This window comes from Mesorhizobium sp. M8A.F.Ca.ET.208.01.1.1, assembly GCF_004791315.1.
GTDB lineage: Bacteria > Pseudomonadota > Alphaproteobacteria > Rhizobiales > Rhizobiaceae > Mesorhizobium.
Map to the genome: position 1 here is coordinate 39,110 of NZ_SRUT01000010.1, position 14,520 is coordinate 53,629.

A 14,520-nucleotide genomic window follows, 5' to 3' on the forward strand; every position below is an offset into this window, starting at 1 on the left:
CGGAGCAGGAGCGAAGCTCCGTCGCGGAGACCCTGGGATCCATGCCGTGTCCTCAACCGAAGGATGCCGCGGACCAGAATATTGCACCGTTGCGGAGCGTTGAAGTCACGGCATGGATCCTGGGGTCTGCGCGGCGTCGCTCCGCTCCTTGCTTCGCCCCAGGATGACGAAGGGAGGGATGTCGGCATCCAATCTCCGAGGTTTGCAATTGCCATCGACAATCACCCGATCTCCGCGCCCAGCCCCGCCATCAGCCCCATGAACTCCGGAAAGCTCGTCGCGATCATCGCCTGGTCGTCGATGGTGACCGGCTTTTCCGTCGCCAACCCCATGACCAGGAAGCTCATGGCGATGCGGTGGTCGAGATGCGTCTGCACGGTCGTATCCAGGCCGTTGGGATGGCCTCCCAGGCCCTTGCCGCCGGGTTTGCCGCGCACGGCGAGCGAAGCCTCGCCCTCGGTGCAGTCGACGCCGTTGAGCTTGAGCCCGTTGGCCACCGCCGACAGCCGGTCGGATTCCTTCACCCGCAGTTCCTCCAGCCCCTGCATCAGCGTTTCGCCTTCGGCGAAGGTGGCCGCGACAGCCAGCACCGGGTACTCGTCGATCATCGACGGCGCCCGCTCCGGCGGCACGGTGACTCCCTTGAGCTCGGAATAGCGCACGCGCAGATCGGCGACATCCTCGCCGCCGGCACTGCGTGGGTTCAAAATGTCGATCTGGCCGCCCATTTCCTGCAGCGTCAGCAGCAGGCCGGTGCGGGTCGGGTTCATCAGCACGTTCTCGATCGTGATGTCCGAGCCCGGCACGATCAGCGCCGCCACCAGCGGGAAACCGGCCGAGGAAGGGTCGCCCGGCACCGCGATGGTCTGGCCGGTGAGCTTGCCCTGGCCTTCGATGAAGATGTGGCGCACGCCGCGCTCGTCGGTCTCGACCGACAGATTGGCGCCAAAGCCTTTCAGCATCTTTTCGGTGTGGTCGCGCGTCATCACCGGCTCGATCACGGTGGTGATGCCCGGCGTGTTGAGGCCGGCCAGCAGCACCGCCGACTTCACCTGCGCCGAGGCCATCGGCACGCGGTAGGTGATCGGGGCTGCGTGCTTTGGGCCATGCAGCGTGATCGGCATGCGGTCGCCGGGCGTCGCCTTCAGCACCTGCACGCCCATCTGGCGCAGGGGTTCCAGCACGCGGCCCATCGGCCGGCCGGACAGCGAGGCATCGCCGATGAAGGTCGTTTCCATGTCGTAGGTGCCGACAAGCCCCATGGTCAGCCGCGAACCGGTGCCGGCATTGCCGAAATCGAGCGGGCCTTCCGGCTGCAGCAGCGCGCCATTGCCGGTGCCGCGGATCACCCATTCGGCGCCGTGCTTCTCTATATGCGCGCCCATCGCCTTCATGGCCGCGCCCGTGCGCATCACGTCCTCGCCCTCGAGCAGGCCGGTGATGCGCGTTTCGCCGGAGGCAAGCCCCCCGAACATGAAGGAGCGGTGCGAGATCGATTTGTCGCCCGGCACACGGGCCGTGCCGGAAAGGGCGGATGATTTGCGGGCGGTGGCCGGCTTGGCAGCGGCGGCGTGTGACATGGAATTTCCCTGGACGGAATGCCGGCGGTCCGGCGCTTTTCATTTGTTGCGGCGGTCTCCTATCACGGCGAGGCGAAATGGTCATCCCCATGGTCGTCACTTGGCGCGAGGCCTTTGAATGCTTGGTTTTGTGACGCCGGCTTTTCGCTTTGACAGCGCTGCAAACTGTGGTTAAGGGGACCACTCTTTTATTGACGAGGCTTGCCGTGGCAAAAACCGAACTTGGCACAAAACGCATCGACCCTGAAACGGGCCGGAAATTCTACGACCTGAACAAAGACCCGATCGTCTCGCCCTATACCGGCAAGAGCTATCCGCGTTCCTATTTCGACGAAGGCAAGATCGCCGCCGTCGAGGAGGAGGAGGAAGTGGCCGAGAAGGAAGTGGACGCCGAGGACGAAGAGGGCGCCGAAGTCGTTTCGCTGGAAGAGGCCGATGACGAGGCCAAGGGCGGCGACGATCTTCCCGATCTCGGCGACGACGAGGATGATGTCGATCTCGGCGACGACGAGGATGACACCTTCCTTGCCGACGAAGAGGAAGAAGACGACGACGTTGCCGACATGATCGGCGTCGGCGACGACGACGACGAGGTCTGACAAGGTCTCGAACGCAAGCGTTTGCCGGCTTTCACGGCCTGTGAAGAAAAAGCCGCCGATGAAGGCTTGATATCTGGGAAAGGCGGGGTTAGAAGCCGCCTGCACTAACGGCGCGGTCTTCCAACCCTCGCCGATCTCTCGCCGGAAACGGCGCCGGCAGACTGCCGGGAGTGGGGCCATAGCTCAGTTGGGAGAGCGCTTGAATGGCATTCAAGAGGTCGTCGGTTCGATCCCGATTGGCTCCACCAAGTTCTATAGAGTTTCAGCTTTTTTGTCAGCGCGCATGCTAACTGGTCCGTCTCCGTTTCAGCGGGGTGGGATAGGTCAATGCGGAACGGCAGTCTGATTACACTCGCTCTTGCTGGGTTGGCGCTGGCACTTACCGTATGCGACCCTCCGCCGGGCATCGTCAGGATGCGCCGCGATAGCGACAACAAACAGGCTCTATGCTTCATCGGGGCGGATAACTCTGGACGCAACTCGCTTGGGAACAACGCATCGATTTCCGTCGTTCGATGCGTTGCCGCTTGTGAGAAGCTGGGTTTCGTTATCGAAAAGAGTTCCCGTCTGATCTCATCGTGAACACGGACGGCGTTGGTGACGTGTCAGAAGACCGTTGCTCGATAATGCTGAGAAAAAAATGTGGTAGCTTGGCTGCTGACCTCGCTGCTCACCACTCGGCGAAGGAGCCGTCCTTGTGGCGCCAGATCGGGTTGCGCCAGCGGTGGCCTTCCTTGGCCCGCTCCTTGACATAGTCCTCGTCGATCTCGACTCCGAGCCCCGGGCCGTCGGGGATGGCGACATAGCCATCCTCGTAGCGGAAGACGTCCTTGTTGGCGGCGTAGTCGAGCAGGTCGTTGGCGGCGTTGTAGTGGATGCCCAGGCTCTGCTCCTGGATGAAACAGTTGTAGCTCACGGCATCGAGCTGCAGGCAGGCGGCGAGCGCGATCGGTCCGAGCGGGCAGTGCGGCGCCACCGCCACGTCATACGCCTCCGCCATAGCCGCGATCTTGCGGCACTCGGTGATGCCGCCGGCATGCGACAGATCGGGCTGGATGATGTCGACGACGCCTTCCTCGAACACGGATTTGAAGTCCCAGCGGCTGTAGAGCCGCTCGCCGAGCGCGATCGGCGTCGAGCCAAGGGCGGCGATCTCCTTCAGCGCCTCGCGGTTTTCGCTGAGCACCGGCTCCTCGATGAACATCAGGCGGTAGGGCTCCAATTCCTTGACGAGGATGCGGGCCATCGGCCGGTGGACGCGGCCATGGAAATCGACGGCGATGCCGATATTGGGCCCGACCGCCTCGCGCACCATCGCGACGCGTTCGACGGCGGCATCTATTCTGTCGTGGCTGTCGACAATCTGCAGTTCCTCCGTACCGTTCATCTTGAGCGCCAGGAAGCCGCGGGCCACGACTTCCTTGGCGCCAGCCGCCACTTCCGCCGGCCGGTCGCCGCCGATCCAGGAATAGACCTTGATGGTGTCGCGCAGTCTGCCGCCGAGCAGTTCATGCACGGGCACGCCGAGCGCCTTGCCCTTGATGTCCCACAGCGCCTGGTCGATGCCTGCAATGGCGCTCATCAGGATCGGCCCGCCGCGGTAGAAGCCGCCGCGATGCATCACCGTCCAATGATCCTCGATCAGGCGAGGATCCTTGCCGATGAGATAATCGCCAAGCTCCTTGACCGCCGCTTCGACGGTCAACGCGCGGCCTTCGACCACCGGCTCGCCCCAGCCGGTGACGCCGGCATCTGTCTCGATCTTCAGGAACAGCCAGCGTGGCGGAACGATGTAGGTGGTGAGCGAGATGATTTTCATGCGCGGTCTCAGTTGTTCTTGAGTTTCTTGGCGCTGACGAGGTCGCGCGCCGCAAGGTCGAGAATCCGGTTGGCGGCACCACGCGCCGCCCCGGCGTCGCGCATGCGCAGCGCCTCCACCACTTCGCGGTGCGCCGCCACGGCTTTCATGCGGCGGTCGAGCGAGATGGTTGCCGTCGCTTCCAGCGAGAATTTCAGCCCGGTGTCGATCAGGTTGCCGATCTGGCGGAAGATCGGGTTGTGGCTGGCGGCATAGACGATCTGGTGGAAAGCAATGTCGCTGCGCGAGAAGGCGGCGAGGTCCTCGCCGGCATCAGCCATGCCGCGCCACGCGGCCTCCAGATCGGCGATCTCCTGCAGCGTCGCGCGCGTGGCGGCCAACTCGGCGACCAGCGGCTCGATGGCCCGGCGTGTCTCCAGGATGGCATCGAACAGCTTGTCGTCAAGCGCATGCGGCGCGTGCCAGGCCAGCACTTGCGGGTCGATGATGTTCCAGTCGTCCTCGTTGCACACGATGGTGCCGACGCGCGGCCGCGATAGCACCAGCCCCTTGGCGGCCAGCACCTTCAGGGCTTCGCGGATGACGGTGCGGCTGACGCCATACTCGACGCCGAGTTCGTTTTCGGTGGGCAGGGAAGAGCCGGCCGGATAGCGCCCGGAAAAGATGTCGGAGGCGATCGCCTTCGTCACATCGGGCATGACGCGCGGGCGGCGCGTGGTCGTGTCGGCTGAAGCCTTCTTAGACGTTTCGGTCACCTCAGCCCTCCTCCAAGGCGGCGAACCCACTGGTTTCGCACAACCGGCCCGGCCTTACCGGATGCGGATGATTTGCGCCAGCGATCCCTGGTCAGAGCATGTATCTTAATTATCATACCAGATCAATTGACGAGTATGATAAAAACAATTAGAGACTCCTGCATCCGGGCTGAGCGCCCGGCCATCGCTGGGAGGTAATCATGCGACTTCTGAAGACCGCGCTCGTCGCGGGCGCGCTTGCCGTGCTGTCCGTCACGACCATCGCTGCATATGCTCAGGACACCAAGATCGGCTTCATCGTCAAACAGCCCGAGGAGCCGTGGTTCCAGGACGAATGGAAGTTCGCCGACCAGGCCGCCAAGGAAAAGGGTTTTACCCTCGTCAAGATCGGCGCCGAGGACGGTGAGAAGCTGATGTCGGCGATCGACAATCTCGGCGCGCAAGGCGCCCAGGGCTTCATCGTCTGCACGCCGGACGTAAAGCTTGGCCCCGGCATCGTCGCCAAGGCCACCGCCAACAATCTCAAGCTGATGACCGTCGACGACCGTCTGGTCGGCGCCGACGGCAAGGCGCTCGAAGACGTGCCGCATATGGGCATCTCGGCCACCAAGATCGGTGAGGCCGTCGGCCAGGCGATCGTCGATGAGATGAAGGCGCGCGGCTGGAAGGCCGACGAAGTCGGTGCGATCCGCGTTTCCTATGACCAGTTGCCGACCGCCGTCGACCGTGTCGAAGGCGCCATCTCGGTGCTGAAGGCCAACGGCTTCAAGGCCGAGAACATTTTCGACGCTCCCCAGGCCAAGACCGACACCGAAGCAGCCCTCAATGCCGCGACGGTGGTGCTCAACGCCCATGCCGACATCAAGAAGTGGGTCTCTTTCGGCCTCAACGACGAAGCGGTGCTCGGTGCAGTGCGCGCATCCGAAAGCGTCGGCATTGCTGCTGACGGCATGATCGGCGTCGGCATCGGCGGCGCGGATTCGGCGATCAACGAATTCAAGAAGCCGACCGCCACTGGCTTTGTCGGCACCGTGATCATCTCGCCGAAGCGCCATGGCTACGAGACGGCGCTCAACATGTATGACTGGGTCGCCAACAACAAGGAACCGGAGAAGCTGATCCTGACCTCCGGCGCGCTGGCCAAACGCGACGACTACCAGAAGGTCCGCCAGGGCCTCGGCATCGAATAATCCTCCCTGTACAAACAGGCGGCGGCTCATGCCGCCGCCTGTTTGCCGTGGCACAAGAAGGATCGACGCCCGTGTCCTTTCTCGACTTCTCGCACATCACCAAGACCTATCCGGGTGTCAAGGCGCTGTCGGACGTCTCGTTCGGCGTCGACAGGGGCGCAGTGCATGGCCTGATGGGCGAAAACGGCGCCGGTAAATCGACCCTGATCAAGATCCTGTCGGGCGACCAGCATGCGGACGAAGGCGAGATCCGCATCGACGGCAAGGTCCACGCCTATGCCTCGACAAGGGATGCCTTCGACAATGGGGTCATCGTCATTCATCAGGAATTGCAGCTCGTGCCGGAACTCACCGTCGCCGAGAACCTCAGCCTCGGCCGCTTTCCCGCCAGCGCCGGCGTCATCGCGCGCGGCAAGATGCTGGAGGACGTCGGCGCCAAGCTGAAATCGGCCGGCATCGACATCGATATCAGCCGCAAGGTCAAGACGCTGTCGATCGGCGAGCGCCAGATGATCGAGATCGCCAAGGCAATCATGCTCGACGCGCGCGTCATCGCGCTGGACGAGCCGACCTCGTCGCTGTCGTCGCGCGAGAGCGAAATCCTGTTTGCCCTGATCGACCGCCTGCGCGGCGAGGGCAAGGTCATCATCTATGTCTCGCACCGGCTCGACGAGGTGTTCCGCCTCTGCGACAGCCTGACCGTGCTGCGCGACGGCAAGCTCGCGGCGCACCACGCATCGCTGAAAGGCGTCACCCGCGACCAGGTTGTCGCCGAAATGGTCGGCCGCGAAATCTCCGACATCTGGGGTTTTCGGCCACGCAAGGCCGGCGACATGAGGCTGGAGGTCGAAGCCATCTCCGGAGCAAAACTGAAGATACCGGCCAGTTTCGAGGCAAGGGCCGGCGAGATCGTCGGCTTCTTCGGCCTCATCGGTGCAGGCCGCTCGGAACTGATGCGGCTGGTCTTCGGCGCCGACCCGCGCTCGGGCGGCACCATCACGGTGGATGGCAAGGCGATCCATGCCGCCGACCCGCATGGCGCGATCCGGGCCGGCATCGTGCTGTGTTCGGAAGACCGCAAGCATGACGGCATCATCCAGGGCCGCTCGATCGAGGAGAACATCAACATCTCCTCGCGGCGCCATCACGCGCGCTTCGGCATCCTGAACCGCGCCAGCGAGATCGCCACGGCCGAAACCTTCATCAAGAAGCTCAAGGTGCGCACGCCATCGCGCAAGCAAGACATCATCAATCTCTCCGGCGGCAACCAGCAGAAGGTCATCCTTGGCCGCTGGCTGTCGGAGCAGGGCGTACGCGTCCTCATCGTCGATGAGCCGACACGCGGCATCGACGTCGGCGCCAAGTCGGAAATCTACGAACTGCTCTACCAGCTTGCCGAGGATGGCATGGCGATCGTCGTCGTCTCGTCCGACCTGCCGGAGGTGATGGGCATTTGCGACCGTATCCTGGTGATGTGCGGCGGGCGCATCAATGCCGAGCTTGCACGCAACCAGTTCGCCGAGAAGGCGATCCTGGCGGCGGCACTTCCCGACACCAAAACCCCCGACGCCATCGCATCCTGAGGACCTGACATGACCGATCAGTTGAAGAAGATCCTGCTCGGCGAACAGGGCCTCGTCGTCATCTTCGTCGTTGCCTTCGCGCTGGTCTCGCTGCTGGTTCCCAATTTCCTCACCGACCGCAATATGCTCGGCCTGCTACAGTCGGTGGTTACCGTCGGCATCGTTGCCTGCACCATGATGTTCTGTCTCGCGGCGCGCGACTTCGACCTGTCGGTTGGCTCCATCGTTGCCTTCGCCGGCATGGTCGCGGTGATGGCGTCGAACTACACAGGCTCGATCCTGCTCGGGCTGCTGGCAGCGATCGCCTGCGGTGCCTTTGTCGGCTTCATCAACGGTATCGTCATCGCCAAATTCCGCATCAACGCGCTGATCACGACGCTGGCGACCATGCAGATCGTGCGCGGCCTTGCACTCATCGCATCCGACGGGCGCGCCGTCGGCATCAACAGCCCGGACTTCTATCAGCTCGCGCTGTCGAAATTCCTCGGCATACCGACACCCGTCTGGGTGCTGGCGGTTCTGTTCGGCATTTTTGGCTTCGTGCTCAACCGCACCGTCTTCGGCAAGAACACGCTGGCCATTGGCGGCAATCCTGAAGCGTCACGGCTGGCCGGCGTCAATGTCGACCGCACGCGCATCTGGATTTTCGCCCTGCAAGGCGTCGTCTGCGGCATCGCCGGCATCCTGCTGGCGTCACGCATCACCTCCGGACAGCCCAACGCGGCGGTGGGGCTTGAACTCTCGGTCATCTCGGCCTGCGTGCTCGGCGGCGTGTCGCTTGCCGGCGGCCGCGCCACAATGTCGGGCGTCATCGTCGGCGTGCTGATCATGGGCATCGCCGAGAACGCCATGAACCTGCTCAATATCCCGGCCTTTTATCAGTACATCGTGCGAGGCGTGATCCTGCTGCTCGCCGTGCTGCTCGACAATCTGCGTTCGTCGGCCTTGGGCCGGCGTTGACCGTGTTCGACTGGAGTGACACCCATGGCTGAGCGCCTGTCCGGCAAACGCATCTTCCTGACGGGCGCCGCGCAAGGCATCGGGCTGGCCATCGCCGAGGCCTGTCTTGCCGAGGGTGCGAAATTGTTCCTCGTCGACCAGGACGGCGCGTTGCTGGAGAAGACCGTCGCGGGCCTCGTGGCACCCAAGGGGCAGGTCGGGCATGCGACAGCCGACATCAGCGACGGGGCCGCGATAAAAGCAGCCGTTGCCCGCGCGAACGCCGAGATAGGTCCGGTTAACGCATTGATCAACAATGCCGGAATGAACGTTTTCTCGACGCCGCTGGAGGCCACCGAAGAAGAGTGGACCCGCAATTTCGACGTCAACGTCAAGGGCGCCTGGAACTGCAGCAAGGCGGTGCTGCCGGGCATGCTGGCGAATGGCGGCGGGGCGATCCTCAACATCGCCTCGACCCACGGCTTCACCATCATCCCACACACTTTTCCCTATCCTGTCGCCAAGCACGCCCTGCTTGGGCTGACCAAATCGCTGGCGCTCGAATATGCCGGGCAGGGCGTGCGCGTGAACGCGCTGGCGCCGGGCTATGTCGAGACGCAGAAGGCCATCGACTACTGGAACAGTTTTCCTGATACGGCGGCAGCGCGCGCCAATACCATGGCGCTGCATCCCGGTGGCCGCATTGCCTCGGCGGGCGAGATCGCCCTTGCCGCCGTGTTCATGATTTCCGACGAGTGCCCGTTCATGAACGCGGCGACCCTCGTCGTCGATGGCGGGCTGAGCCAGCTTCAGCATCCCGCCTGAGCACCGGGAAAAGACCATGACCAGGAGACGATCGCAGCATTGGTTCGGTGGCCAAGGCAAGGATGCCTTCATCCACCGCAGCTGGATGAAGAACAACGGCCTGCCCGACGATGCTTTCGACGGTCGCCCGGTGATTGGCATCTGCAACACCTTCTCCGAATTCACCCCGTGTCATGTGCATTTTCGCGGCCTGGTCGAGCACATCAAGGCCGGCGTGCTGGAGGCCGGCGGCCTGCCTCTGGAATTCCCCGTGTTCTCCTGCGGCGAATCCAATCTGCGGCCGACGGCGATGCTGTTCCGCAACCTCGCCTCGATGGATGTCGAGGAGGCGATCCGCGGCAATCCGATGGATGGCGTCGTGCTGATGGCCGGATGCGACAAGACCACGCCGTCACTGGTCATGGGGGCTGCCTCCTGCGACCTGCCATCGATCGTCATTTCCGGTGGGCCGATGCTCAATGGCCGCTTCCAGGGTCGTCAGATCGGCTCCGGCACCGATGTGTGGAAATTCTCCGAGGATGTGCGAGCCGGCATCATGAGCGAGCAGGATTTCGCCAATGCCGAGAGCGCCATGTCGCGCTCGCCTGGGCACTGCATGACCATGGGCACGGCCTCGACCATGGCCTCGATGGTCGAAGCGCTCGGGCTGGCGTTGCCCGGCAACGCCGCCTATCCCGCCGTCGACGCGCGACGCAACCGCATCGCCCGCATGACCGGGCGGCGTATCGTCGAGATGGTCAATGACGATCTGCGCCCCTCGGCCATTCTTACCAAGCAGGCTTTCGCCAACGCCATCCGCGTCAACGGCGCCATCGGCGGCTCGACCAATGCGGTCGTGCATCTGCTGGCGATTGCAGGCCGCGTCGGCACCGAACTCAGCCTCGATGACTGGGATGCCTTCGGTCGCGACGTGCCGACCATCCTCGACCTGATGCCATCAGGCCGTTTCCTGATGGAGGATTTCTGCTACGCCGGCGGCATTCCGGCGGTCATGAAAGAGATCGCCGACATGCTCGATCTCGACGCGCTGACGGTCACCGGCAAGAGCGTACGCGACAACATCGCCGACGCCCGGAATGACAATCCCGAGGTCATCCGTCCGCGCAACAGGGCGCTGACGCCGCATGGCGGTATCGCGGTGCTGCGTGGCAATCTGGCACCCGATGGCGCCATCATCAAACCGTCGGCCGCTTCACCATCCCTGATGAAGCATCGCGGCCGCGCCGTCGTCTTCGATGACATAGACGACTACAAGGCGCGCATCGACGATCCCGCACTCGACATCGACGAGACCTCGATCATGGTGCTCAGGAATTGCGGCCCCAAGGGCTATCCGGGCATGGCCGAGGTCGGCAACATGGCGCTGCCGCAAAAGCTCCTGAAAAAGGGCGTCCGCGACATGATCCGCATTTCCGACGCCCGCATGTCCGGCACCGCCTTCGGCACGGTCGTGCTGCATGCCGCACCCGAAGCCGCCGTCGGCGGTCCGCTGGCGCTGGTCAGGAGCGGCGACATGATCGAACTCGATGTCGAGGCGCGGAAGCTGCATCTCGACGTGTCGGAACAGGAGCTGGCGCGGCGGCGCCAATCCTGGCAGCCGCCCGAGCCGGCGATGCGCGGCGGCTATCAGGGCCTCTATGTCGACCATGTCCTGCAGGCCGACCGTGGCGCCGATCTCGACTTTCTGGTCGGCAACCGTGGCCACGCCATTCCGCGCGAAAGCCATTGAGGGCGCGTGGGATGCCAAAATTCCAGCCCGATGATTTCCACGGCATTCACGCCATCCTCTACGCCCTGTTCGACGCCCAGGAAAAACTCGACCGCGCGGCGATGCGCAGGCAGGTCGAGATCTGCCTGGCGAGCGGCGTGCATGGGATGGCGGCGCTTGGCCTCGCGACAGAAGTCGCCAAGCTGACCGAGGCGGAGCGCCGCACGATCATGGAGTGGACGGCGCAGGACACCGCCGGCAAGGTACCGCTCGCCTTCACCATCTTCGGGTCTTCCGTTGCCGAGCAGATATCCCAGGTCCGGCATGCGGAAAGCCTCGGCGCAGATTGGGTCATCCTGCAGCCGCCGCCAGTTGGATCCTATGGAGCGCCCGAATACATCCGCTTTTTTGGCCGCGTCGCCGAGGCAACCGACCTGCCGGTGGCGATCCAGAACGCGCCGGCCTTTTTCGGCCGTGGCCTGACATCGGACGAGATTCGCGAGCTCGTCACGCTCCACCCCAACATCAGGCTGATCAAGGGCGAAGGCCCGGTCACCGACATTGCCGGCCTGATCGAGCGCACCGAAGGCCGCATCCCCGTCTTCAACGGGCGGGGCGGGCTGGAATTGACCGACAATTTCCGCATCGGTTGCCGTGGCATGATCCTGGCGCCTGATGGCATCGACCACGCCGTGCGCGCCTATCAGGCGTTCCGCGCCGAAGACGAAGCAGCGGCCGAGGCGGCCTACGAAAGAATGTTGCCGGCGGCGGTCTTCGTCATGCAAGGCATCGAGAACCTGATCTGCTACGGCAAGCGGCTGTTCGGCGCCCGCGCCGGTATCCAGATTCACGACCGTGCGCCAGCGATGCGGCCAAACGAGACCGGGCTTGCGATGGTGCAGCGCTTCGCCGCCAGCCTTGGTCGGCTGCCCGCCTGAACAGCGTCTTTTCGTCAGTAGGTCGTTCGCCCACCCGACAGGTCGAAGGTGGAAGCGGTTGTAAAACTGTTTTCCTTGGAGACGAGCCAGGCGACCATGGCGGCGGCCTCGTCGACCTCCAGCAGGCGGCCGCGCGGGATGCGCGAGCGCATGTATTCGATGTGCTCGGCCGTCAGCTGTTCGAGGATGCGCGTCTGCGCAGTGGCCGGCGAGATGCAGTTGACGGCGATGTCGTACTGCGCCAGCTCCTTGCCGAGCGACTTGGTCATGCCGATGACGGCGGCCTTCGAGGCCGAATAGGCGGCGGCGTTGGGGTTGCCCTCCTTGCCTGCGACCGAGGCGATGTTGACGATGCGCCCGTAATTGCGCTCCTTCATCCCCGGCACCACGGCGCGGTTGACGTAGAAGGTGCCGTTGACGTTGACGTCGATGATTTTCTTCCACACATCGACGTCGTAGGTATCGAGCGGGGCGGCGGGGCCGGCAATGCCCGCCGAATTGACGAGGATGGAGATCTTGTTCGCGATCTCCTCCGTCCTGGCACGCGCGGCGTCCACCGAACCCCAGTCGGCTATGTCCACGACCAGCGTCGTGGCTGCCTTGCCGAGTTCCCGCTTGGCCGTATCGAGGCGCGCCTCGTCGAGGTCCCACAAGGTGACCGTCGCGCCCGAGGCGACAAAACGCTTTGCCATCGCGAAGCCGAGGCCTTGCGCGCCTCCGGTAACCACGGCGTGTTGGCCGTCAAGGTCTATCCTGTTCATGCCGAGCGGTTCTTTCCGTCTGAGATACTGGGGGTACGTGTTGAAAGTGAGCGGTACTGCTACATCGTCGCGCCGAGGCTCCAGGGCACGAACTCATTGTCGCCATAGCCGAGCGCTTCCGACTTGGTGCGCCCGCCCGATGCCACGCGCAGGATCTCGGCGAAGATCTCCTCGCCCTTGTCCGCCAGCGTCACGCCGTCGAGGATGTCGCCGCAATTGATGTCCATGTCGTCGGGCATCTGCTCGAAGATGAAGGAGTTGGAGGCGAGTTTGATCGACGGCGTCGGCTTGCAGCCGAAGGCCGAACCGCGCCCGGTGGTGAAGCACAATATGTTGGCACCGCCCGCCACCTGACCGGTCGCCGAGACCGGGTCGTAGCCTGGCGTGTCCATGAAGACGAGGCCGCGCTCGTTGATAGGCTCGGCATATTCCAGCACCGCGCGCAGATTGGTCGTGCCTCCCTTGGCGGAGGCGCCCAGCGACTTCTCCAGGATGGTGGTCAGCCCGCCGAGCTTGTTGCCGGGAGACGGATTGTTGTTCATCTCCATGTCGTGCCTGGCGGTATAGTCCTCCCACCAGCGGATACGCTCGACCAGCTTTTCGCCGACAGCCCGGCTTTCGGCTCGCCGCGTCAAGAGATGCTCCGCGCCGTAGATTTCGGGTGTTTCAGAAAGGATGGCGGTCCCTCCCTGGGCGACCAGCAGATCCACTGCCGCGCCCAGTGCCGGATTGGCGCTGATACCGGAATAGCCGTCCGAGCCGCCGCATTGTAGCGCCAGCACCAGCTCGGAAGCCGGCTGCGGCGTCCGCTCCGCGGCATTGACGATCGGCAGCATCTCGACGATGGCCTTCACCCCGGCATCGACGGTCTTGCGGGTGCCGCCGGTTTCCTGGATCGTCATTGTGCGGAACGTGGTGCTTTCTTCGATGTTATAAGATTGCATCCAACGCGGGATCTGGAAAGCTTCGCAGCCAAGTCCGACCATCAGCACGCCGCCGACATTGGGATTGGTGGCAAAACCCCACTGCGTGCGCTTCAGCAGATCGTAGGCCGGGCCCTTGGTGTCGATGCCGCATCCGGTGCCGTGCACGAGCGCAATGGCGCCGTCGACATTGGGATGGTCGCGCAGCATGCCTGAACGGTTGACCTCTTCCACGATGAAGCGGGCGACGCTGGCCGAGCAGTTTACCGAGGTCAGGACGGCGATGAAATTGCGCGTGCCGACTTTGCCGTTGGACCTGCGGTAGCCCATGAAAGTCGCCCGTTCGCCATCGGGAAGGACCGGCGTTTCCCTGACGTCGGTGCCATGCTCGTAGTCGCGCTCGAAATCGCGCAGGTAGACATTGTGCTCGTGCACCCAATCTCCGGCCGCGATCGGCCCACGCGCGAAGCCGATGGTTTGGCCATACTTTACGATCGGTTCATCCGCCCCGATGTCGAGCATGGCCATCTTGTGGCCGCGGGGGATGCGAGCCCTCGCAGCCACGTCGCCGGCCTTTTCGCCGGCCGCCAATGGATCGACCGCCAGTAGGATGTTGTCGGCGTGCGATAGCTTGATGAAGCGCGTCATTACCCAAACTCTGAAAAGGCCACCCCGAACAAAGCCGGGGGGCGAAAGGCATAAGGAATACTAATATAATAGAATGTTAGTGGTCAAGCGTCGCCTGGATAAGATGCGTTCGCCGGGCGTTAAGGAAGAGAGTTGGTGGCGGAACGGATGACGGCCAGCACCTCCGGCCAGACCGCGGCGTGCGCGCTGGTATTCCGCGATCGCCTATGCCTTCAGGCCGATACAAAGTCCCATTCTTCGCATGTGCCAATC

Annotated in this window: 12 protein-coding genes and 1 tRNA gene; 8 read left to right on the top strand and 5 right to left on the bottom strand. The window is 63.7% G+C overall.

Annotated features, from left to right (window positions below; genetic code table 11):
• Positions 1-221: 221 nt before the first annotated feature.
• A complete protein-coding gene (gene aroA / locus EN851_RS29310) occupies positions 222-1,580 on the bottom strand; it encodes a 3-phosphoshikimate 1-carboxyvinyltransferase (RefSeq protein WP_135930572.1) in 1,359 nt (452 codons plus the stop codon).
• 206 nt (positions 1,581-1,786) lie between these two features.
• On the opposite strand from aroA, the gene EN851_RS29315 reads away from it, so the two are divergent.
• Together EN851_RS29315 and EN851_RS29320 are read left to right on the top strand one after the other, a co-directional pair.
• On the top strand, positions 1,787-2,179 hold the full coding sequence (locus EN851_RS29315; protein ID WP_127275813.1) for a TIGR02300 family protein: 393 nt from the start codon (positions 1,787-1,789) through the stop codon (positions 2,177-2,179).
• A 172-nt stretch (positions 2,180-2,351) separates the two neighbouring features.
• Positions 2,352-2,427: transfer RNA gene (locus tag EN851_RS29320), tRNA-Ala, on the top strand.
• Between the two features lie 422 nt (positions 2,428-2,849).
• On the opposite strand, the gene dgoD is transcribed toward EN851_RS29320, so the two are convergent.
• Entirely contained in the window at positions 2,850-3,998 is a 1,149-nt protein-coding gene (gene dgoD, locus EN851_RS29325; protein ID WP_135930573.1) for a galactonate dehydratase, read from the bottom strand.
• An 8-nt stretch (positions 3,999-4,006) separates the two neighbouring features.
• Positions 4,007-4,696, bottom strand: coding sequence for a FadR/GntR family transcriptional regulator (locus EN851_RS29330; RefSeq protein WP_245520832.1), 690 nt, complete (start codon positions 4,694-4,696; stop codon positions 4,007-4,009).
• A 257-nt stretch (positions 4,697-4,953) separates the two neighbouring features.
• Here EN851_RS29330 and EN851_RS29335 point away from each other — a divergent pair, with 257 nt between their 5' ends.
• From EN851_RS29335 to EN851_RS29360, 6 genes are all read left to right on the top strand, one after another.
• Complete coding sequence (locus EN851_RS29335; protein WP_127275810.1) at positions 4,954-5,943, top strand: arabinose ABC transporter substrate-binding protein; 990 nt, start codon at positions 4,954-4,956, stop codon at positions 5,941-5,943.
• A gap of 71 nt (positions 5,944-6,014) precedes the next feature.
• Positions 6,015-7,526 (top strand): L-arabinose ABC transporter ATP-binding protein AraG, encoded by a 1,512-nt coding sequence (gene araG / locus EN851_RS29340; protein WP_127275809.1) that lies wholly within the window; start codon positions 6,015-6,017, stop codon positions 7,524-7,526.
• 9 nt (positions 7,527-7,535) lie between these two features.
• Entirely contained in the window at positions 7,536-8,486 is a 951-nt protein-coding gene (gene araH / locus EN851_RS29345; RefSeq protein WP_127872955.1) for an L-arabinose ABC transporter permease AraH, read from the top strand.
• Between the two features lie 24 nt (positions 8,487-8,510).
• The gene (locus tag EN851_RS29350) at positions 8,511-9,290 is read left to right on the top strand and encodes an SDR family oxidoreductase (protein WP_135930574.1); all 780 of its coding nucleotides are present in this window, start codon (positions 8,511-8,513) and stop codon (positions 9,288-9,290) included.
• Positions 9,291-9,306: 16 nt separating this feature from the next.
• Positions 9,307-11,019, top strand: coding sequence for an L-arabinonate dehydratase (gene araD / locus EN851_RS29355; RefSeq protein WP_127872957.1), 1,713 nt, complete (start codon positions 9,307-9,309; stop codon positions 11,017-11,019).
• 11 nt (positions 11,020-11,030) lie between these two features.
• On the top strand, positions 11,031-11,936 hold the full coding sequence (locus tag EN851_RS29360) for a dihydrodipicolinate synthase family protein (protein WP_127278174.1): 906 nt from the start codon (positions 11,031-11,033) through the stop codon (positions 11,934-11,936).
• A gap of 14 nt (positions 11,937-11,950) precedes the next feature.
• Here EN851_RS29360 and EN851_RS29365 read toward each other — a convergent pair whose 3' ends face one another.
• Together EN851_RS29365 and EN851_RS29370 are read right to left on the bottom strand one after the other, a co-directional pair.
• Positions 11,951-12,697, bottom strand: coding sequence for an SDR family NAD(P)-dependent oxidoreductase (locus EN851_RS29365; protein WP_127278175.1), 747 nt, complete (start codon positions 12,695-12,697; stop codon positions 11,951-11,953).
• A 59-nt stretch (positions 12,698-12,756) separates the two neighbouring features.
• Positions 12,757-14,268, bottom strand: coding sequence for an altronate dehydratase family protein (locus EN851_RS29370; protein WP_135930575.1), 1,512 nt, complete (start codon positions 14,266-14,268; stop codon positions 12,757-12,759).
• Positions 14,269-14,520 lie beyond the last annotated feature (252 nt).